This window comes from Methylomonas sp. AM2-LC, from assembly GCF_039904985.1.
Classification (GTDB): domain Bacteria; phylum Pseudomonadota; class Gammaproteobacteria; order Methylococcales; family Methylomonadaceae; genus Methylomonas.
In genome coordinates, this window is the sequence record NZ_CP157005.1 from 266,169 (window position 1) to 287,728 (window position 21,560).

The 21,560-nt window shown below is 39.5% G+C and carries 22 protein-coding genes; 12 read left to right on the top strand and 10 right to left on the bottom strand.

The genetic code is table 11. The features are described 5' to 3' along the window. Positions 1-21: 21 nt before the first annotated feature. The 5 genes from ABH008_RS01240 to ABH008_RS01260 all read right to left on the bottom strand — a co-directional run bounded on the left by ABH008_RS01240 (position 22) and on the right by ABH008_RS01260 (position 4,371). The gene (locus ABH008_RS01240; RefSeq protein WP_347988058.1) at positions 22-1,137 is read right to left on the bottom strand and encodes a PilT/PilU family type 4a pilus ATPase; all 1,116 of its coding nucleotides are present in this window, start codon (positions 1,135-1,137) and stop codon (positions 22-24) included. Positions 1,138-1,150: 13 nt separating this feature from the next. After that, a complete protein-coding gene (locus ABH008_RS01245; protein ID WP_347988059.1) occupies positions 1,151-2,188 on the bottom strand; it encodes a type IV pilus twitching motility protein PilT in 1,038 nt (345 codons plus the stop codon). Between the two features lie 3 nt (positions 2,189-2,191). Continuing rightward, on the bottom strand, positions 2,192-2,533 hold the full coding sequence (locus tag ABH008_RS01250; protein WP_347988060.1) for a TraR/DksA family transcriptional regulator: 342 nt from the start codon (positions 2,531-2,533) through the stop codon (positions 2,192-2,194). Positions 2,534-3,132: 599 nt separating this feature from the next. Further along, on the bottom strand, positions 3,133-3,420 hold the full coding sequence (locus ABH008_RS01255) for a hypothetical protein (protein WP_347988061.1): 288 nt from the start codon (positions 3,418-3,420) through the stop codon (positions 3,133-3,135). A gap of 786 nt (positions 3,421-4,206) precedes the next feature. Then, complete coding sequence (locus ABH008_RS01260) at positions 4,207-4,371, bottom strand: hypothetical protein (RefSeq protein WP_347988062.1); 165 nt, start codon at positions 4,369-4,371, stop codon at positions 4,207-4,209. Positions 4,372-6,363: 1,992 nt separating this feature from the next. Here ABH008_RS01260 and dnaN point away from each other — a divergent pair. From dnaN to ABH008_RS01300, 8 genes are all read left to right on the top strand, one after another. Then, on the top strand, positions 6,364-7,467 hold the full coding sequence (dnaN, locus tag ABH008_RS01265; protein WP_347988063.1) for a DNA polymerase III subunit beta: 1,104 nt from the start codon (positions 6,364-6,366) through the stop codon (positions 7,465-7,467). A 9-nt stretch (positions 7,468-7,476) separates the two neighbouring features. After that, positions 7,477-8,553 carry a DNA replication/repair protein RecF gene (recF, locus tag ABH008_RS01270; RefSeq protein ID WP_347988064.1) on the top strand — a complete coding sequence of 359 codons (1,077 nt, stop codon included), beginning with the start codon at positions 7,477-7,479 and terminating at the stop codon, positions 8,551-8,553. Positions 8,554-8,669: 116 nt separating this feature from the next. Further along, entirely contained in the window at positions 8,670-11,075 is a 2,406-nt protein-coding gene (gyrB, locus tag ABH008_RS01275; RefSeq protein WP_347988065.1) for a DNA topoisomerase (ATP-hydrolyzing) subunit B, read from the top strand. Positions 11,076-11,344: 269 nt separating this feature from the next. Continuing rightward, positions 11,345-11,806: a hypothetical protein gene (locus ABH008_RS01280; RefSeq protein ID WP_347988066.1), complete on the top strand. Its 462-nt coding sequence runs from the start codon at positions 11,345-11,347 to the stop codon at positions 11,804-11,806. A gap of 312 nt (positions 11,807-12,118) precedes the next feature. Further along, positions 12,119-12,331 (top strand): hypothetical protein, encoded by a 213-nt coding sequence (locus ABH008_RS01285; protein ID WP_347988067.1) that lies wholly within the window; start codon positions 12,119-12,121, stop codon positions 12,329-12,331. Between the two features lie 98 nt (positions 12,332-12,429). Next, entirely contained in the window at positions 12,430-12,570 is a 141-nt protein-coding gene (locus ABH008_RS01290) for a hypothetical protein (protein ID WP_347988068.1), read from the top strand. 569 nt (positions 12,571-13,139) lie between these two features. Beyond that, complete coding sequence (locus ABH008_RS01295) at positions 13,140-13,301, top strand: hypothetical protein (RefSeq protein ID WP_347988069.1); 162 nt, start codon at positions 13,140-13,142, stop codon at positions 13,299-13,301. Continuing rightward, on the top strand, positions 13,294-14,367 hold the full coding sequence (locus ABH008_RS01300; protein WP_347988070.1) for an ImmA/IrrE family metallo-endopeptidase: 1,074 nt from the start codon (positions 13,294-13,296) through the stop codon (positions 14,365-14,367). Before ABH008_RS01295 ends, ABH008_RS01300 begins: the two co-directional genes overlap by 8 nt. Before the next feature lie 143 nt (positions 14,368-14,510). Here the strand turns inward: ABH008_RS01300 and ABH008_RS01305 are convergent, their stop codons facing one another. Together ABH008_RS01305 and ABH008_RS01310 are read right to left on the bottom strand one after the other, a co-directional pair. Further along, on the bottom strand, positions 14,511-15,332 hold the full coding sequence (locus ABH008_RS01305) for a hypothetical protein (protein WP_347988071.1): 822 nt from the start codon (positions 15,330-15,332) through the stop codon (positions 14,511-14,513). 140 nt (positions 15,333-15,472) lie between these two features. Continuing rightward, on the bottom strand, positions 15,473-15,772 hold the full coding sequence (locus tag ABH008_RS01310) for a DUF4031 domain-containing protein (protein WP_347988072.1): 300 nt from the start codon (positions 15,770-15,772) through the stop codon (positions 15,473-15,475). 112 nt (positions 15,773-15,884) lie between these two features. On the opposite strand from ABH008_RS01310, the gene ABH008_RS01315 reads away from it, so the two are divergent. Beyond that, positions 15,885-16,160: a hypothetical protein gene (locus tag ABH008_RS01315; protein WP_347988073.1), complete on the top strand. Its 276-nt coding sequence runs from the start codon at positions 15,885-15,887 to the stop codon at positions 16,158-16,160. Here ABH008_RS01315 and ABH008_RS01320 read toward each other — a convergent pair. Together ABH008_RS01320 and ABH008_RS01325 are read right to left on the bottom strand one after the other, a co-directional pair. Continuing rightward, positions 16,139-17,053, bottom strand: a complete 915-nt coding sequence (locus ABH008_RS01320) for a hypothetical protein (RefSeq protein ID WP_347988074.1) — start codon at positions 17,051-17,053, stop codon at positions 16,139-16,141. The two genes, ABH008_RS01315 and ABH008_RS01320, sit on opposite strands and share 22 nt — an antisense overlap. 20 nt (positions 17,054-17,073) lie before the next feature. Further along, positions 17,074-18,075: a thymidylate synthase gene (locus ABH008_RS01325; RefSeq protein WP_347988075.1), complete on the bottom strand. Its 1,002-nt coding sequence runs from the start codon at positions 18,073-18,075 to the stop codon at positions 17,074-17,076. A 541-nt stretch (positions 18,076-18,616) separates the two neighbouring features. On the opposite strand from ABH008_RS01325, the gene ABH008_RS01330 reads away from it, so the two are divergent. The 3 genes from ABH008_RS01330 to ABH008_RS01340 all read left to right on the top strand — a co-directional run bounded on the left by ABH008_RS01330 (position 18,617) and on the right by ABH008_RS01340 (position 21,099). After that, positions 18,617-18,844 (top strand): hypothetical protein, encoded by a 228-nt coding sequence (locus tag ABH008_RS01330; protein ID WP_347988076.1) that lies wholly within the window; start codon positions 18,617-18,619, stop codon positions 18,842-18,844. A gap of 783 nt (positions 18,845-19,627) precedes the next feature. Further along, positions 19,628-20,365 carry a hypothetical protein gene (locus ABH008_RS01335; protein ID WP_347988077.1) on the top strand — a complete coding sequence of 246 codons (738 nt, stop codon included), beginning with the start codon at positions 19,628-19,630 and terminating at the stop codon, positions 20,363-20,365. Between the two features lie 347 nt (positions 20,366-20,712). Further along, a complete protein-coding gene (locus ABH008_RS01340; RefSeq protein ID WP_347988078.1) occupies positions 20,713-21,099 on the top strand; it encodes a cupin domain-containing protein in 387 nt (128 codons plus the stop codon). Positions 21,100-21,346: 247 nt separating this feature from the next. Here the strand turns inward: ABH008_RS01340 and ABH008_RS01345 are convergent, their stop codons facing one another. Further along, positions 21,347-21,505: a helix-turn-helix domain-containing protein gene (locus ABH008_RS01345; protein ID WP_347988079.1), complete on the bottom strand. Its 159-nt coding sequence runs from the start codon at positions 21,503-21,505 to the stop codon at positions 21,347-21,349. Between the last annotated feature and the right edge of the window lie 55 nt (positions 21,506-21,560).

Below are 21,560 nucleotides of genomic sequence, written 5' to 3' on the forward strand. Positions count from 1 at the left end.
CCGGGTACTGAAACTCTAAGCCTATTTTCGGTAACTATCGTCTTCTGCCAAATGCATTTCATGGCTACTATTTTGCTCAGCACCCAATTTGATCATTAAGCGCACTTCATTACGTGAATCTGCAGAATTTAATGCATCTTCATAACTTATTTTGCCTGCTGTATATAATTCGTACAATGCTTGGTCAAAAGTCTGCATACCCAGTTCTCGCGAACTCTTCATCAATTCTTTAAGTTTATGCACTTCACCCTTACGGATTAAATCGGCCATTAAAGGAGTGTTTAACATAATTTCGATAACCGGATAGCGCCCTTGACCATCGGCCCGTTTTACTAATTGTTGGGCAACAATGCCGCGTAAATTCAGTGATAAATCCATATACAACTGACTTTGTAAATCATCCGGGAAAAAATGCTGAATACGATCCAAAGCCTGATTTGCATTATTTGCATGTAAGGTACAGATACATAAATGGCCTGTTTCAGCAAAAGTAATGGCATGTTGCATGGTTTCGCGGGTTCTTACCTCACCAATCAGAATTACATCGGGTGCTTGCCGCAAAGTATTTTTCAATGCCACTTCGAATGAGGCGGTATCTAAACCCACCTCACGCTGAGTGATAATACAACCACGATGCTGATGCACAAATTCAATAGGATCTTCAATAGTAATGATATGACCCGCGCTATTCTCATTCCGATAGCGTATCAAGGCTGCTTGCGAGGTGGATTTACCGGTACCGGTAGCTCCGACGAAAATCAACAGACCGCGTTTATGCATAACCAGTTCTTTTAGAATTTCTGGTAAATGCAGGTCTTCTGGTAACGGAATTTCCGTTTCGATACGTCTTAACACCATACCGGCCGAATCACGCTGCGTAAACGCACTAACCCGAAAACGTCCTAATCCAGTGACACTAAGCGCGAATTGACATTCTTTAGTATTTTCAAATTCCTGTTTTTGGCGATGATCCATAATACCTAAAACCACCGCCGCGGACTGTTCGGAATTTAATGCTGTTTTTGAAACATCAATGACTCTGCCATCAATTTTCATAGCAGGTGCCCTTCCGGCAGTAATGAATAGATCAGAGGCTTTTTTTTCTACCATCAAAGCCAAAAGAGCATTAAAGTCCACCTGTATCTCCAGATTATCGGAACAACTCTTTATTAACTGCTTTTACCGCAGCCACTTTATTAGTGACTAAACCAGCGTCTACTAGATCTCTAAGATTTTGATCCAAAGTTTGCATACCATCTTTTCGTCCTGTCTGAATGGCCGAATACATTTGCGCGACTTTGGCTTCGCGGATTAAATTTCGAATGGCAGAGGTGCCGACCATAATTTCGTGAGCAGCAATTCGCCCGCCACCATTTTTTTTCAACAATGTCTGTGAGATAACAGCCTGCAAGGATTCAGATAACATCGAACGTATCATGTCCTTTTCCGCAGATGGAAACACATCGATAATCCGGTCTATGGTTTTTGCCGCTGAGGTGGTATGCAAAGTACCAAACACCAAATGTCCAGTTTCAGCAGCGGTTAAAGCAAGACGAATGGTTTCTAGATCGCGCATTTCTCCCACCAGAATAATATCGGGATCTTCCCGCAATGCTGAACGCAATGCTTCCGAAAAACCCAAGGTATCTCTGTGCACTTCCCGCTGATTGATTAAGCATTTTTGGCTTTCGTGAACAAACTCAATGGGATCTTCAACCGTCAGAATATGCGAATAATCATTTTGGTTAATATGATTAATCATAGCAGCCAAAGTTGTCGATTTACCGGAACCGGTAGGCCCGGTTACTAATACCAAGCCACGTGGTTTAGTACAAAGCTCTTGAAAAAACTTGGGTGCATCCAACTCTTCCAGCGATAACACTTTTGAAGGAATAGTCCGAAAAACCGCTGCCGCACCTCTATCCTGATTGTATGCGTTAACCCTAAATCTGGCTACACCGGGTAAACCGAAAGAGAAGTCGGTTTCCATAAATTCTTCATAATCACGGCGTTGCTTGTCATTCATAATATCGTAAATCAGTGCATGAACTTCTTTATGCGACAGAGCTGGAATATTAATACGACGTATATCGCCGTCTACCCGAATCATGGGGGGTAATCCAGCTGATAAATGTAAATCCGAAGCTTTATTTTTAACAGAAAAACTTAATAATTCTGCAATATCCATAGATTATTTTCTCTCTTCTTGTTCCGCACAAGTGATACAGTAATTGGCATAGGGTAAAGCAGCTAGTCTTTCCTGCTTAATTGGTTGACCGCAAATTAAACATTTACCATAGGTACTCGCATCAATTCTATGAATCGCTTGCTTTATTTTTTCTACTTCATTGCGTGCAGCAATACCTAATGCATCTATAACTTCATTATTTTCGTTTTCAACAGCCGATTCTGAAAAATCCTGTTCTGGTGGGTTATCAACATGCTTGACATCATCACTGATTCTACTTAATTTATCGTCAAGCTCTTCCAGCATATCGATTAAATTTTTACGCACTATTTGATGTTCTTTCATAATAACAATGTCCTCGCTAAGCATTTGTTAATCCCTGAATCACAGAGTAAATCTGTATGCGCACTTAGCACTAAAATTGCTGGTACCCAACATACAGTTGCATTTGAACATTCTTATACAATGATATGGATACTCAATCAATAAACTTACAAATTTGTTGTGTGCCACATCGCATCAACCTGTATCCAGTACAAGCTATCTGTTATTACAACGATTAGTTGTAAAACCAATTTTTAAAATCCAGCCAGCAGCATAGTAGCCTACTTATAAAAGTAGTCTGTTATCTAAAAAAATTAAGTTTGAATGTTGTTTTTAAGGCTAAAACATAAACATAATGCAGGCAAGAAAATATAAGCTTTACATTATAGTTGATATAAAATGACTTGAATCATTTAAGGTTTCCTGATTACCCATAAGCCTCAGTAAGTCAAATGGGTAGAGCGTCAGGGAACCCCTTCAATTAAGGTAATGATGGCGTAATTGGGCTAAAAATATCAAAATTGTTGGTGTTCTGACTGCTACTCTGTTAGTTTTTCTGCTGCTCTACCCATCCCGTATTAGGTAGATGGTTAATTATAAAAACTATACTTTTTTATAATTTACTTAGTTTGTGGTTGAACGACTGTACTTTCAGGTACTGGTATTTCGCTGATTGGTTTTACTTGCTCCGATTGAACGGCAGGAGGGGTTTCCAGCTTCAATTTTTTTCTGCCCTCACCATTTAAAACCATCCCTATCATAAATAAGGCAGTTGCCAGCCAAATGACCGGCATACGACCCGGTTTGTCCATCCACAAAAAAATCCAGTTTGGTTTTATTAAACCAACAATTAACACTAATCCTGACAAAATTAGAACTTCGAGAGAATAGTAAATCAAGGTATTCATAAAATTGATCCTGTGTAGAGCCTATTAAAAACGGTACATTATTAAGAATACCGTGCCGCTTAGCAATAACAAATTTCAGCAAAAAATTATTGAAAAATACGGGAAGTTTATTTTCGTTAGGTATTTATGGTTTTATAAGTACTGTTGTGAAAAAAGACCCTCTATACTTCGACAAGGCTGTTCTGAGTTGTATCGTAGGGATCATACGAACAATGTTTTTAATTATCCGCTTTAGAAAATAGATTACTAAAACAATCCTGATTACCCACAAGCTTCAGCTAAATGGTCATACCAGCTGGGGGTGTAGTGGGTATGCGTAAGCCAGCTACCCACTTAAAGCGGGACACCATGTCAGGCTTAACCTCAAGCTGTCCCGGCTTAAGTGGGTAGACCATAACCCCAAGTATGGCAAGCTTGGAAGCTGGGTTTCATTTCCATTCAACCCACTCTGGATTTCGGCAATCCATGCCGAAATGACGACTTCGATGACTAAAAATTGAATTTTCTGAAGCTTATGGGTAATCAGGAAAACTTTTGTCACTCTCAATACAGGTCTTGATTATGAGGTAAGTGTTTAAGATTTATGATGCGATTTGTAGCTAATCACATCCAACTCAATGGAGGGTTGTAAAGAAATTTTTCTATGCGTTTTACTTAGAATACTTAAATCTATTTTCTAGGTTTAGCTAAAGTTTTTCAAAAAAAAACCTCTACTCGGAGCACAAATAGAGGTTTGTAGTCATAGCAAAAAAAACTACTTAACTACGAGTTCACCACGAAAAAACTTTATGCTTGCAAGGAGTCGGAGCGAAAATCGAGATTGCTGATTAATGAAGATGCACCGAACAATGTAGTCGATAAAATAAATTCACCCGACATAAATGCCAATATTCCTAAAATAAAAAACACACTTATCGTAATATCTTTATAAAAATGAATTGATTTTTTCATCGCTTTTTTCCTTTCAGTATTTATTACGACTAAAATAAAGCCATAAGCATGCCACAAATAAATTAGTTTTAAATTTCATCATGTTATAAAAAAAATAACTTTTTTAATAAAATGGTTTATTTAAAAAAGGTTTAAATAAACCATTTCATGTGCTTATTTCCACCACAGAGTCGGTTTAAAGCGATTGCTGAGCTGCAAACCCTACATAAATTGTTCCACGTGGAACAATTATCTTTAGGGAATTCCGAAAAAACATCCTTCAACAATGCTCACCTGAGTCGTATCGAAGGGCTCAAGCCGAACGCTGGCATTTATATATAACAACTTACCGTTCGTGCTGAGCCTGTCGAAGCACAAAAGCCAGGCTTTTTAAAGTTGCGTTTACTTGTTTATGTTTAATTAAGTTCAAGTCTAAGTGTTATGCAGCACAGTCACGTAAACATCACCCAACTAAGTAGAGATTAAATATGCTTATTGATGGCCACTTTAAACTAAAACCAGTATGCGGTGCTTTGCTTATTAAAGACAGATTATAAAAAATTTAGCTAAGATTATTAGTAGCTTATATTTTGAGACTGATGCTGATGATTTAGGTCTTATGATGCGGTTCGTGCCTCACCACATCTTACCCAGTGTTTTTATTTGCGAAACACAGGTGATTACAAAGTGGTAACTATAAATACCGATAAACTAAGAATCATGCTTTCGCCGTTTACCCTTCTATACAATTCAGATAAGCCTTATTGAAAGTTGCAGACCAACAGTGTTTATTAGTATCAGGAAATAGACATCAAAAATTTGCAAGGATAAATACACTGAAAAAATGAGCTTGTTAAAAAGCTGTTAACAAACACCCATACAAGCTGTGTATAAGTTGCGACTAAAAATAGCTTATGCGTTTATCCACAATCAACACACAAGACCACGTCTGTTGATATGACATGTTTATACATAGCTAATATTTTGATTAATAGTTGAAAAAATGTGTTTTCCACAGAAAAAGGCCTGTGTAATAGTAATAATAGATTTAAAAGATCTATATAAATAATTATTACTAATTTTTGTTATTTTGGATTATCAGCAATAAGGACTAGATCAGTTGATAAAACTTTGTGTTGTGATTAAGTTTGGAAAATCCGCAGACTTGGCGTTTATTGTGTGTTTTATAGCTTTTAAGGTTTGACTAGGCTTAGCACGACTGTATATGGCAGACTAAAATTATTCCTGGTTACTCACAAGCTTCAGCTAAACAGGCATACGTAAGCTTGGAAGCTGGGTTTCGCTATCGCGCTTTTCAAGTCATTTTTATTCAACCCAGCCAACGCCCTGAATCCTGGTAGGTCCATACCGGAATACGGTTTAGATGGCTAATAATTGAAGTTGCTGAAGATTATAGGTAATCAGGAAATTATTTGAATTTATTAAACTTAAGAACAAAACGTGTAGCTTAAAGCTATTGCTACTTGGCAAGACCTTGTACTGTTTGGAAGCTGATTTTGCTTATGCAAAACTTAGCAAATGAGAATCTAGTGTCTGTCAAAAATGTATCGTTGAAACGTGTTTTTTTTGAGCAGAAATCTAAATTAAACACAGGGTAGCTATTAGTGATTAATTTCACCATAATAGCGGTTTTATGTTGTGAATTGATTGTCACTATTAGCCTTAGTTAAATCGATATCGGTAAACAGCAAACAGCCTATTTCGGTAGAAGCAGATTGCATCCGCCCAGAGCAATGCACGTAAGCAGGTAATTAGGCTGAATAGTTACGATGAGCAAATGATGGTTAGTTTGGTTAATGTTGTCTTGAGCTTGTAGTTAAAGCTGCCAAGTTTTTATACCACTAGCAATCTACGCATAGATTACGCTTGTAACAGTTAATTTTTTGACAGCCCTGTTATAAGTTTTTTAAATTAAGGTATTGATTTTTATATAAAATAATGCCTTTTTTACCAGATTTAAATATATTTAATGGTAAAGATAGAAAATAGCCTATGAAATTTATTATTAACCGCGATCAACTATTACCACCCTTACAGCAAATTGTAAGTGTTATAGAAAAACGCCAAACCTTACCTATTTTGGCTAATGTGTTACTACAAATTGACGAACAGCAATTAGTGCTGACTGGAACCGATACCGAAATCCAAATTGTCAGTAAAATAACTTTAGATTCTTGTCAGGCAGTTGGTAACATTACCGTGCCGGCTAAAAAGTTTTTGGATATCTGTCGTTTATTACCCAGTAACTGTGATATTAGCTTTGAAGTTGTTGAAGACAAGGTAAAACTGGTTTCTGGACGCAGTCGTTTTTCTCTTAGTACCTTACCCGCAGAACACTACCCGGAATTTAGTGAGTTTGAATTTGAGCATCATTTCCTCATCAATGCGGGTATGTTTAAGAATGCATTGGATAAAACCCAGTTTTGTATGGCGCAACAGGATGTCAGATATTATTTAAATGGTTTACTGTTGAACATCAGCAATACCAAACTGAAACTGGTTGCATCTGATGGCCATCGTTTAGCTATTTATGAAGATGACATTGGCCAAGCCACGGGTTATGAAGCACGCATTATCATTCCCAGAAAGGCGGTTCAGGAATTAAGTCGCTTACTGGATGACGACGATGCTGAATTGAATGTGCAATTTTCAGTTAACAACATCAAGGTTTTTTATAAAGACGTGATATTTTCGTCAAAACTGATAGATTCTAAATTTCCAGATTTTAGTAAAGTGTTTAATCAGCCGTTTATGAGCCCTATGCTGATTCAAAAGAACATTTTAAAAGACGCTTTAACTAGGGTTGCTATTTTGTCTAATGAAAAATACAAAGGCATTACCTTTGATATTACCAGTAATCTGCTGAAGCTGAGTTCGCACAATCCTGAGCATGATGAAGCTGAAGAAGAATTAATCATCCAATACCAGGGCGAACCATTACGGATTTCTTTTAATTCTCAATATCTGTTGGAAGCGGTTGCCAATTTGGATGCAGAATTAGCTGTGTTAACCATTGCTAGCAACGCCAGCAGCTGTTTTATAGAAGAACCTGAACATTCTTTATCTAAGTTTATTGTGATGCCTATGCTCATGTAGTGCTAAGTCATGACATTGTTAAAACTGGATGTATATGCGCTGAGAAACATCCATACCGCTACTTTATATCCCGCACCGACGCTTAATTTGATTACCGGTGCGAATGCCAGTGGGAAAAGCTCGCTTCTGGAAGCCATTTTTATATTGGGCAGAGCGCGCTCTTTCCGTACCAGTTACCTTAAACAGGCCATTAGCTTTGAGCAAACACATTTGATTATTACTGCTCAAAAACGGATGCAAAACGCCTTAATTAGCCATATCGGCATACAGGTAGACAATAAACAATCGCAAATCCACATTGACTTGGAAAATCGTTTAAAAGCTGATTTAGCTTATGCCTTACCTGTGCAGATGATTCATCCTAAAAGTTATCGTTTATTGGATGGTGGCCCACAAATTAGGCGTGAGTTTTTGGATTGGGGTATTTTTAATCAGCATAAACAGTTTTTAGCTAATTGGCGGAAGTTTAATAAAGCTTTGCATCAACGCAATGCTTTATTAAAAAGTCGGCAATATAAACAACTCTCTGCCTGGGATAAGGAATTTAGTCACTATGGTGAAGCCGTTAATCAATTTCGCCAGCAGTACGTGCAAAGCCTGCAACCAGTGTTTATTGAAATGGCAAACTACTTTTTAGGCTCTACAGCCATTGATTTAAAATTCTATAGCGGATGGGAAGAAGCACAAAGCCTGGAAAATGTGTTACAAACCCAGTTAGAGAAAGATATGCGCTATGGTTTTACCCACAATGGCCCACATCGAGCAGACTTTTTTACCTACCTGGAAAACCGCTTGGCTAAAGACTATTTATCGCGTGGTCAGCTTAAGTTACTGGTGCTAGCCCTGCTACTTTCTCAAGTTAAATTAATGGATGAAGCTAGCCAAAATAACTGTTGTATCCTAATTGATGATCTTACTGCCGAATTGGATACAGAAAACAGGCTAAAGTTGTTAAAATACCTGTCTCTGTTAGGTTGTCAGGTTTTTATGACAGGAACAGAGCTGGCAGATTTTGGAAATTTGCAAGCAATAGAGAATTACAAAATGTTCCACGTGGAACAAGGTTGCATTAAACAACTTGAATAGTTCCACGTGGAACATAAATACAACACAGCAAGTACGTATCATTAAGCCACTTTGCATTAACGCTGCAAAAGCTGACACGGCATTGTTGTACAACAGCAGAAACTGGATAAAACACCATGAGTGAACAATACGATAGTACGAATATCACTGTATTAAAAGGATTGGATGCGGTTAGAAAGCGTCCTGGCATGTATATCGGCGATACCGATGACGGCTCCGGTTTACATCACATGGTGTTTGAAGTAGTAGATAACTCCATCGACGAAGCCTTGGCAGGTTACTGTAAAGGTGTGGATGTGGTAATCCACGAAAATGGTTCTATCTCTGTTTACGACGATGGTCGTGGTATTCCGGTGGATATACACAAGGAAGAAGGTAAATCCGCTGCAGAAGTGATTATGACTGTGTTACACGCAGGTGGTAAATTTGATGATAACGCCTATAAAGTATCTGGCGGCTTACACGGCGTAGGGGTATCGGTAGTAAACGCCTTATCCGAAGAATTAATCCTTAAAATCCGTAAGAACGGCAAACTGCACATGCAAAAATATTTGCTGGGCGAACCTGTTGCACCTTTGGCCATAGTGGGCGATGCAGAAGGCACCGGTACTTATATCAACTTTAAACCCAGCCCTACCATTTTTACCAATATCGAGTTCCATTACGATATTTTGGCTAAACGGTTACGCGAGCTATCGTTTTTAAATTCTGGCGTGCGTATCTCGCTACGTGATGAACGCAGCGGTAAAGAAGATGTGTTTGAGTTTGAAGGCGGCATTAGCGCTTTTGTACAGCACTTGAATAAAAACAAAACCCCACTATTCGAAAAAGTGTTTCACTTTGTTGCTGAGAAAGAAGGCGTAGTGGTAGAAGTGGCTATGCAATGGAACGACTCTTACCAAGAGAATGTATTCTGTTATACCAATAACATCCCACAACGCGATGGTGGTACGCATTTGGCCGGGTTTAGAGGGGCTTTAACCCGTACCATTAACCAATACATCGAAAGCAATGGTTTGGCTAAGAAAGAAAAAGTAGCCACCACTGGCGATGACGCACGGGAAGGTTTAACCGCTGTATTGTCGGTTAAAGTGCCTGATCCTAAATTCTCGTCACAAACTAAAGATAAACTGGTTTCGTCGGAAGTTAAGCCTTTGGTGGAATCCACCATGAATGAAAAGCTGCAGGAATTTTTGTTGGAACAACCGCAAGTTGCCAAAGCCATTGTTAATAAAATTATTGATGCCGCTCGTGCCAGGGAAGCAGCTAGAAAAGCCAGAGAGATGACGCGGCGTAAAACCACGCTGGATATTGCCGGCCTGCCAGGTAAACTGGCTGACTGTCAGGAAAAAGATCCGGCTTTGTCTGAATTGTTTATAGTGGAAGGGGACTCTGCGGGTGGTTCTGCCAAACAAGGCAGAGACAGACGCACACAAGCCATATTACCGTTGAAAGGTAAAATCCTGAACGTAGAACGCGCCCGTTTCGATAAAATGATTTCGTCTGAAGAAGTAGGAACCTTAATCACCGCTTTAGGCTGTGGTATAGGCAAAGACGAATACAATATCGAAAAACTGCGTTACCACCGCATCATTATCATGACCGACGCGGACGTGGACGGTTCGCACATTCGTACCTTGTTACTGACTTTCTTTTATCGGCAATTACCCGAGCTGATAGAGCGCGGCTATATCTATATTGCGCAACCACCGTTGTACAAAGTTAAAAAAGGCAAGCAGGAACATTACGTCAAAGACGACAACGCATTAAACCAATACCTGATTCAATTGGCGTTGGATAAAGCGCAATTACAAACCGATGCGGATACCCCTATTATTCAAGGCCAGGGCCTGGAAAAATTGGCAACCGAGTATGCGGATGTTATGGCGGTAATTAATCGCCTATCCAGACGTTTTGACGATTTGTATCTGGAACAAATGACTTACCAACAGGTATTAAGTAATGAGATTAAAGCCGACCGCGAACAATTGTTAAACTGGTTCATGACTTTGGAAACTGCTTTAAATAATGGCGGACATAAAGTCATTTTTAGTACCGAGCTGAAATATCGCGATGCAGACGATTTTGATGTAACCATCAGTAAACGGTTACACGGCATTACCAAAACTTTTGTATTACATGCACCGTTCTTCTCTGGCAACGATTATCAAAAAATTGCCCGTTATGTGGAAAAAACCCTGAGCATGTTTAGTGATGCTTCTATGATGCGCATGGGTGAACGCGAACAACAGGTAAATACCTTTAAACAAGCTTTTGAATGGATGATGAAAGAAGTTAAAAAAGGCCAGCATATCCAGCGCTACAAAGGTTTGGGCGAAATGAACCCCGAACAGTTGTGGGAAACTACTTTGGATGCCAATGGCCGCCGCTTGTTGCAAGTAACCATTAACGACGCTGTGGGTGCTGATGAGGTGTTTACTACCTTAATGGGTGATGTGGTAGAGCCTAGAAGAGATTTTATTGTTAAGAATGCGTTGGATGTGGCTAATTTGGATGTTTAGGGTTGTGTCGGTGTCAGTTCTCATAATTGTTATACGGATTCTCAAAAATTAATTAAATGCCTTGTCGGTTGACCAGGCCGACAGGCATTGCTAGACCGCTTACGACACGTTGCGGTCTATCGTTCAATTTGATTGAATGGCTGCTATACGATGTTTAATAGCCATATCTACTTGGCTTCGATGTTACATAGAAAGGAAAATCATATGCCAATCAACTGCCAACCAGCGCGTCATTACTTTTGCGTTAGGCATAGCTGGGAGAGTTCTAGGTGAATAAGCACGATGACATGCGCAGAATTCACGAGCATCTGCCGGAGGGGCAAGATATAACGCTCATAACATTAAAAGCGCATTTGCTCGTAGAAGAGTTGCTAGATGACATTATTTGGGCGCACTGCAGAAACAGCGCAATTCTCGAAGACGTTCAGATTAGTTTTTCTATAAAGCTGAAGCTGGCCGCCGCTCTATCGGGACGAGATGATATGTCGCACGGATGGAAAATGGGCGAGAAACTTAATTCGCTGAGGAACTCGCTGGCGCATAGATTGGATCATCCATTGGCACAGCGACGACTGGATAGTTTTTTATCTCTATATTACGAGCACCCTGGTGATACCTCGAAAACCAGCACTGCAGATGACCTCCGATCAGCGATCTATCTCCTCTTCGTTTACATTCTGGGCGTACGAAGTTCATCACTACATCCAGAGAGCGAGGCGCCGAATGCCTAACAAGTCAAGCCTATTAACGCCATGACACTGGCAACCTTCACTGTTGCTCTTAATTTGTGAGATTTTGTCGAGTTCTTACCTTCAATTATGAGATTTCTTACTGAATTCAAATTCTCATAATTTCTACAACTCATTGACAAATCTGGTTCCGGATTTGTCGCTAATTATGAAAACCGACAGTCGGTATACGGATCTTAAATTTATTAAATGCCTTGCCAGTTGATCATGCTGGCAGGCATAGACTGATTACGATCCATCTAATCAATGGGTAAAGCTAGTTAGGGTTCATACAAATTCAAAATCGGAGACTCTATGCCACATTTCAAAGAGACGCCTGCCAATATTAATGAATTGGTCAAAAATGCCAATCGCAAAGACTGCTGGGAAACACGCTTAATTGCTTTGAATGAACTGAAAAAATATGATTGCCAACAGTCGCGTGATGTAATTAAAAGGCTCGCACTACATGACAAGGTATACAAAGTCAAAGAAGAAGCATTTCGTGCTGCCCAAGAATTGGCATAACTAAGAATGGAAATTCGATTCCATTAGGGAAAAAAGATATAGGTTTCAAGCAGGCAAATTTCACTAAAATCTTCCAAAGAATCAAGCGCGATAAGAATATGGAAGAATTGGATCTTGCAGAATTCAAAGCTGTCTTTCAAATCCTTAATCCAGAAATGCTTGATGTCCTGTCTTTTGAGAAAGGCAATAAACTTGATGATTGGATTGAAACTGCATTTAAAGGGCTGCCCAAGAGATAGCTATGTAGATACGCACTGCAAACCCTTTGCAATTCGTTCGTTTGATCAACTCTAAAATCTCTGTTAGTATTTCATCATGACTAACGTGTTCCTAACTCTGCTGGCTATTATTACCACCATTTCACCAATGGTGGGTTAGACCTAACCCTGTAGTGCCAAGGGATTGTAGATGAGGCCTGATCTCTGGCAATTGCTGGTTGCATGAAAATGTCTCCTATTTTTGGACGTATGGGTAAGGTTTTTAATCAAAGACTGAAATAGCTAATCGATTGATCGTGCAGGCAGATGTTGATTGCACATTATGACAAGTGTATTGTATTATTGTTTTTAAAGTCAACACGCCTAAATACCTGAACCACACAATGAAGTGTTCCAATTCATAGGACCCGGAAACATTGGAGCTAGCATTTACCGACAAGAATTTTCGAGATTTGTGCCTAAATGAATTCCTTGCAATACAGGTGCTAGGAGCGCCGCTTGCTGGAAAATTAAAAAGGCGTTTAGCTGACCTAGCTGCCGCAACATTCGTATCAGATTTATTCGCACTACCGGGAAGACCACGTGAGCTAATGAATAATCGATCAGGTGATATGGTGATAGATCTCATCAATGGGCAGCAGCTTGTCTTCCAAAACGGCCATATTAAAGTAGGTTTCTTGCAATCTGGCTCTGTCGATTGGACGCGCGTTAGGCGAGTCAAAATACTAGGCTTGGAAAACGGTCATGATTGAATTAGCCAATTTTCTTCCGGACTGGGCATCTCCTCCTGGTGCGACAATTAGCGACATACTTGAGGAACGTGGACAGTCTATTGCTGAATTTGCACAGGCTATGGGGGATTCTGTTGATGATGCGCATAAATTGCTGAAAGGTTATACACATATTACCGATGACGTTGCCGATCATCTTGCCAAAGTATTTGGCATTTCTGCTGGGTTCTGGATATCTCGCGAATCTCAATTCAGAGATGCCCTGGAGCGGTTAGCAAAGAACGAAGAATGGCTCAAGGAATTGCCGGTCAACGATTTAATCAAATTCAAGTGGATACGGAACACCAGTAACACAGCTGATAAAATAGCTGCATGCCTTGATTTTTTTGGAGTGTCCGCAGTTTCAGATTGGCACAGACGCTACGAAGGTGCAGCAAGACTGGCGGCCTTTAGAACCTCCAAAACCTTTTGTTCTGCTGAGGGCGCGGTATTAGCGTGGCTGAGAAAAGGAGAGATAGACAGTGCAACTATGGACTGTAGAGAATGGAGTCTGGAAGAGTTTCGTTCTACACTACCAAAAATTCGCGCACTAACACGTAAAAAAGACCCTTCAGTTTTCATCCCTGAATTGCAAAAGCTATGTTCAGAATGTGGCGTGGCTGTTGTAATTGCAAGAGCACCATCTGGTTGTAGGGCAAGCGGGGCTACTCGCTTCCTTTCAAACAACAAAGCTCTTTTGATGCTTAGTTTCCGATATCTCTCAGATGATCACTTTTGGTTCACATTTTTTCATGAGGCCGGTCACCTTATTCTCCACAATACGAAAGAGCTTTTTCTCGAAGGTGGCGATTTTTGTTCTGGTAAAGAGGAGCAAGAGGCAAACGATTTCGCATCTAACCAACTTATAACGCCAGAGCACAGGAGTGAGATGAGATCACTGCCAGTAGACGGACGTGCAGTAATGCGCTTCGCAAGAAAAATTGGCGTTTCACCGGGCATCGTCATAGGTCAACAGCAATATTTGGGTAACTTTACTCAAAGGCAGCTTAACAATCTGAAAGTGAGATACACTTGGGCCGAGGAATAAGTGGCGTTAAAAGCTTCTGAAACGAGAAAATCTACATGGTAATGATAGTTACAAAGAACTTTCTCATGCTAAATAAGCGCTTTGGCAAGCCATATCAACTTTACAAAAAGTGGGGGTAGCCGTGTATTATTTGATTGCGCTGCTCAATAAACTGATCTCTCAACAAAAACCTCACTAGTCCTATTAGTAATCCATTGCTGAATTGCCGTCTTAACCTGAGTAGTTACCCCATAACTGCTTTGAATGTTATGACTATAGCCAAGAACCGATATTTCTCGACCTAGATCCACTCCTGAAATTTTGCAAATTTTACCCGTATATGCATAACCCGTCACACCAGTACTCGTCCGCCTAGGCAATGTCCAGTCTGGAACTGCCTTTCTTTTGAGTGTGCATTCTGCAATCATTTGTAAGTTTTCAATAACTGACTGGCCGTTTAGCACTATAACTTCAATAGATGATTCGCGTAACAACAATCCAAGGGCGTCTCCCTCTGAATTTAACAATGTTGCTTTCTGTGTAGAAGTCAATTCCCCCCATTTACAAGCTGTAGCGTAGGGAACCAGATCTAGGTGGCACGCTTCTGAGAATATTCCATAGTATGAAACGCTTGTTCCAATAATCAGTCTGTCTAGTGCTCGAAACCAGCCATCATAAGGATTGCCGTAAAAATAATTGTTGCATGAATCAAGGATACGATGGAGGTGATCATCTGTTGCATCAGACCATGTATTGAGTCCTAGAGACCTTAAGGTATGAAAACGACGATCATGTCCGTCCAATTCAATTCCTGACAAATCTACGAATTCCCGGTTGCTTGGATTTAAGCCAAGTGTAGCAATTTTAGATTGCGATAGATTGCCAAAGGAGATCACAGGAGCAGCCCAAGGTATTACACCTAATTCACTTAGCGATGGGTTTTCCAAACGATTAACCATCGTTGCTAGTATATCCAATGTACTCATGTTTTCTCTCCTACTTTTGAACTCTTTATGGCTGGCAATTAAATACAATTATGACAATTCAAGTTGCTACTTATCCGCACCTACAGTATAGCTAGCATTAGTATCTAAGTAACTTTTTAAACTATTCTTTGCCCGAACTACTAAAACAACGAAAGCTGTTCAGGTAAAATTAACTTAGACTTCGTCAACTCGGCTTTTAGCTTACGAGCACAAGTAATGACCTGAATTCTGTTACCTTCAATCGCCCCTAACTTCAAGGCGCGTGCTCGAACTTCCATTGTGATATCGTAATGTGGGTAAGACGCTGTACGTTGAAACCAAATCTGCTTCATTCCTAGTTTTTTTGCAAATTCATGCAATTCCTCAGTAGAGTCTGCCACCAAGTGACACCACTGACGTCCTCTCCATACAACCTGTACGTTATCAACATAGACAGCCACAGAAATATTCCACGATATGCAAATTTGTTATATATTATGCAAAATGTCGAAAAAGTTCAAGTCGAAAAGCGAGATAAAGAAATTAGCCGTCAAACTTAAGGAGCGGAGAACTATGCTCGGCATGACGCTTAAGGATATTGAAGCATCACAAAAAATAAACTGTGGACAATTATCACGCTTTGAAGCTGGAGATTTCAAAACAAACTCCAAAAATTTGCAAAAATTATGTAATTTTTTGCAAATTTTTAAGCAGCCAATCGTATCCCAAAAAAGCGATCTTGGTATGAGATTGGAACATTTTGCTGCCCGTTCACCGCAACATTGTGCTGCGGCAGAAGAAATACTTAGCGCATTAGAACGGTTATGTCAGCCAGAAAAAAGCATGTAATGACTCCGATTTTTCTGCCAGTTACATAGCGAGTCTTCGATAACCTGCATGTCTACATTCAAATATTTAGCCAGTATAGCTAGCCTAGTTTCCATGGTCTTCAGCGAAAGATTACTAGTCATATTGCCTTGAAGAATCAATCTTGCACCAGAAATAGGTCCCGTGGCACCAGCTAGATAAGCTGAACCTGGTTGAATTTGCGCCAATTCCATTTTTTTTAGCATGGTTAAATAGTCAAACTTAGCCGTTCGCCCGAATGATACAACTTTTTTCATTGAATTATAGAGCCAGTCAAATGCCTGCTCAGGGTTGTTTTGGCATTGCTGCAAAGAGTGATTGATAAGTTGCTGGTGCCCCCCAAATGCCATGATCCAGTCCACATAACTTAGTACTGCTGATCCCGTCCCAGTCGGCTTGTAGGCATCCATGCTTTGGTATTTACGGTGATTGCCAAACCCTCGGTTCTTACCTCGCAACAACTTTACTTGATTTAGCCCCAGCCAATTACGAAAGAGTTGAGGGTTCACAACTATCTCTGCCCATGTCCAATGAGGATGCCCCCCAAGTTTGCCATAAACTTCTTTGACGAATCGCCACTCAGATTTACGATGCTTACCAAAATGAATAAACAAAAAGACCAGCCAACACGCCTCATCAAAATTGCCAGCAGTTTTATGTATCAGTGCTGCTCTAATCGGGTCAAACAATGTACTATTCGGATTAGCTCGATCAGCACGTAATGGTTTTTTAGCTATTTTGGAAACGTAGTTGACTCGCCTTGTACTGTCTATAATTTGTTTTACTAAAACTGTTTTATGTTGATGATTATGAATACCGGGCAGCGGAAATTGTTCGGCTTCGTAACGAGTTAATAAGTCGCTCAATTGTTGCATATTTGTGGAATCATGCCGACTCATCTACCATCTCCCAGTGGATTTAACGAATCCAGTTTCGCATCTATAAACATGTGATAGACCTTACTTGACACTTGTGTTTTAATTTCCTGACAAGCAGTGAACATGTCCGCTTTATGATTTTGAGAAGCTTTCCATTTCTGAAAAACTACTAGAAGTCTACAAATATCAACCCAGAAAGGGGATAATTTGATGCTAGATAAATCTATTTCCATATTGGTTCTTACCTGCTCTTCTATATTACGTACAACTTTTATAGCTTCCCAAGGATCCTCTATAGGCATTGGATCCATTGCGATAGGTGATTGCCATCCTTCACTTAGATATGTCTTTGCTTTTTCGTGATTATCTTCATAGAGATGTAAACTACAAACAGAATGTTTATATATTCCAATATCGATACCAATTGAGCGTGCGATAATTTCCTGTAACATAGTGAATGTAAAAACATCATGAGGCAATCCAATAAATGCATCATTTGATCTCATATTAGCCATCAAATTTAATTTATTATCACGAATAATAAATTGAAGAGTGCATGTACATGGTATAGATTTGAAGTTGATTGAAAGATCACTAGCGTCAAATAGCTGAATTACAGCCTGACGGGTGGTCGGTTTCTTTCTTAGCAATGTAATTATGTTCTGGATTTGATTGTTTCCATTATGTCCAAATAAACGTTCACCATATCCACTTCTAACTGAAACACCATCATCTGATTCTTTTGTATAGCGACCTGGAAGATAGTATTCCATAAATTCCAAGTTATTTTTTTTGGACAAATACCAAAATAACTCCCCTAGCGCAGTGAATATTTTTCCTTTACTTTCACTTCTACTAAGTCTTGCTCTTGGGTTATTCAATACCAGCATTGCCCCAAATATTTCTGTAAAGTTTCCTCGACTTGCATTAATAATTTTCCGATTATCAAGTAATTGTTTAAATACATCCGTGAGTAAATCATCAAGTGTATCTGCTTCAAAATAAATGCCTTTATGCATATGGAGTCATCTCCTTGTTAATCCCTGCAAAAATAATTTTTACAAATCAGCATTTTTTTTTATTTAGATCAGATTTATAGCTATGCCAGTCTGTTAAAAATTGTAAGGTAAGAGAAAAGTAATTGTTTCTAATTAGGTTATGGCATTTTCCTTTAAGGTATATTGATTACGACAAATTTTAGTTATAATGTAAAATAACTGCCATTATATGCTGCTTAAGCACGAATTATATCTTTATAATGAAGTCAACATCCCTAGTGTATGAAAATTAATAGTGCGGGTCAATTTATACACTAAAAGGGTCGGGTTGCTTTATGTTATGCTACTAACACACAATAAATTGTCGGTAAACCCAAATACCTTCACCCCCTAGAATTGATGTACACCATATATCTCTGCACATTATTCAAGGCGGTAATAACCGTCAACCAGTATTTTTCTATGAGGAAGATTGCCCTGTTTATCTGGAGTTTTTGCGAAAACTAATTTCAGTGTATAAAATGCTACATTGTCAAATATCAATTCATCAGGAGTATTGACTATGATACCAGACCAACTGATTGAAGAAATTAAACTAATACCTGAAGATAGACTTGCGGAAATTTACGATCTTATCCATTTTTTCCGCTTAGGATTGAAACAGGAATCCACAGTAAAACCCATAAATTTAGAACGTCCTATTGGCTTGGCCAAAGGTAGTTTCCAAGTACCCGCTTCATTCTTTGAACCGTTGCCAACTGATTTACTTGACGCTTTTGAAGGTCATTAAATGCAAATTCTTTTGGATACCTGTGCATTTTTATAGATAACAACCGATGCAGAAGAATTAAGTGAAAAGGCCAAGACATTATTTCGTACCCCTGAGAATCAGGTTTATTTAAGTTCTGTATCAGTATGGTAAATAATTGTTAAAAACATGCTTGGCAAATTGCCGCTACCTGAAAATCCAACAATTTTTATCAGACATCAGTGCCAGATTCACCAAATTGAATTGATTTCATTAGACGAATTGGCAGTATATCAACTACCGATATTGCCTAACATACTTAGAGATCCACTTGACAGAATTTTAATTTGTCAGGCATTGCAAAAACAGCTTACCATTCTGACATCAGATGAAATGATCACACAATATCAAGTTGACACAATCTGGTAATAAGAAACTGACTAAAGCTTCCAGGTAAAAAATAAACCTGACCCCTTTTTGGGGCCCTTTTTGAATTGACTAGGGTGATATTTGAATATAAGATACTGAGCAATGATGTTTGATGAACAATTGCTTTCATATTACCAATTTTCCGGTTAAATAATACACAGAAAACTATGTGAAATGCTGCACTAAACTCATAAATGTTATGGGCATGAATGTAGCTGCCATTGCCTATTGGTGAACGAATCCTTATGGCCACCCAGTTTTCACGAGAAACGCATCGCGTAACATAATAAGTAGTGAATATTGTTAGTTTGGTAAATATTGGATTGTGAAAAATTATTAGTTTTATGAGTTAAACCATTTCTTACTAAGGTGCATTTTATCCACGAGGATACCGCCATGATACTTCTGGTTCATAAAGATATGTCACAAATCAAGGACTTCATTATGTGGGCAGACGTAGAGTTTGCCATACAGCTAGAACTTCTTGAAACCCAACGCTTCCAAACACAGGACTGCACTATCATTGATCTTTTAGGGTTGGATCAGCTCAAAGACATTGACAGTTCTGAACCTCTATATGTTATTTGTCACGGTGGCAAAAATTCAAATGAAACTTACCTTGATGGATATAAACACGATTGGACAAGTCTTGGAGACCTTATCGGAAAACATCTTTCAGTTAAGGCGAATAAAATAGTGTTATTTGCCTGCTATGCTGCTTACGGTACAGTAAATTATCGCCCTATCGATCTATTTGCCAAAGGACTAAGCACATTTCGGAAAGGCGTTAAGATTACTGGCTATAAAGGAGCAACAGTTACCAACACTATAGGCACGGTTACCGCGCGCGAACAACCAGGTGGTTCATCGCACGACCCGTTTTTGGTTGCAAACGACAGTACCATGAAGCGAGCTGGCGAAGTGGATACAGAACTTAGAAATAATTATACTCCGCAGTTACAGTTCGATTCCTTTTTGCAGTCTGAGCCAAAAGCAAGCCCAAGAAAGAAGGCGATTACTGCGGCTAACAAAGCCGAACAGTTCTACGCAGCATTTAGCAAACAGTTTATGGAAGAAAGCTTGTATTATGCCGTTGGCAGTAATCTAGGACTACCAGTTGTGGTTACTAGCTAACAGAAGTTTAATACGCAATACGCATACGCGCTAAAGGTGTCAGGTATTCGCAGTAAAAAAGAAAGTAAAGGGGTCAGGTTACTTTGTTTTATGCTATTCTATTCATACACAATAAGTTGTGAGTTGGGTTGGTGGACTAGAATTATTTACCAAGGTAGAATTAAAATAAATTCTGGTAAAAAGTAACCCGACCCTTTTTGTTAGACAACTGCTGGTTAATGGGTGACCTCTTTTGTTCGTATCACGAGGCTTATATGTCCAAACAAACTTACCCAGTCGCTATAATTGCATTAGAAGCACCTGTGCGCACTAAACCGTCGAACTATCCTGAACCTTTCGCCGCGCTTATGACTGGTAGAGTAAAGCGGGCACTTGGGGATATTTTTGGTCTCGCAAATTTTGGTATAAACCTTACAAGCCTAGCCCCCAATGCCGTTTCGGCGCTTAGACACGCGCATACCAAGCAAGATGAATTCGTCTATATTTTGAAGGGGCATCCCACGCTTCATACCGACGAAGGCAGGACCGTACTTTCACCAGGAATGTGCGCAGGTTTCAAGGCGGGTACCGGCAACGGACACTGTCTGATCAACGAAACAGTTGAAGAAGTATTGTTTCTTGAAGTTGGCGATAGAACGCCGGGAGACGAAGGCTGTTATCCTGATGATGATTTGAAAGCTTTGCTGGTGGATGGTAATTGGCAGTTTTTGCATAAGAACGGTGCATCGTATTAGACGATGCAGACGTATCACTAATTGTGAGATTTCATCAGGTTTTTACCTTTATTATGAGATTTTTTACGAAAACCGGAATGTCATTGTATAAAGGGGGGCGGGTTACTTTATTTTATCTGTTTGATTTGGTGTAATACTTAAATGGATAAACGTATAATTACTCCTAAGCATTATAACCGCTGCTGAAGAAAAGACCTCGCGGCTCTTGCGCAGTTTAATTTCCGCTTGGATTGGCTTTTGTTTTATTTCAAGGTGCTGGTTGTGGGTGTAATGGTTGAGCAATAAGCCGTACGCCTAAGGCGGCGCAAACGCGGTTAATTGTATCAAAGCTTGGTTCACTGCCAGGGTGTAGCGCTTTATAAAGTGTTTCGCGGGTAATGCCTGCTGATTTTGCAATTTTTGCCATTGAGCTGTTTGCATTATTGAAACTCTTTATGCTGAGCAAGCAAGCTGGACACAAT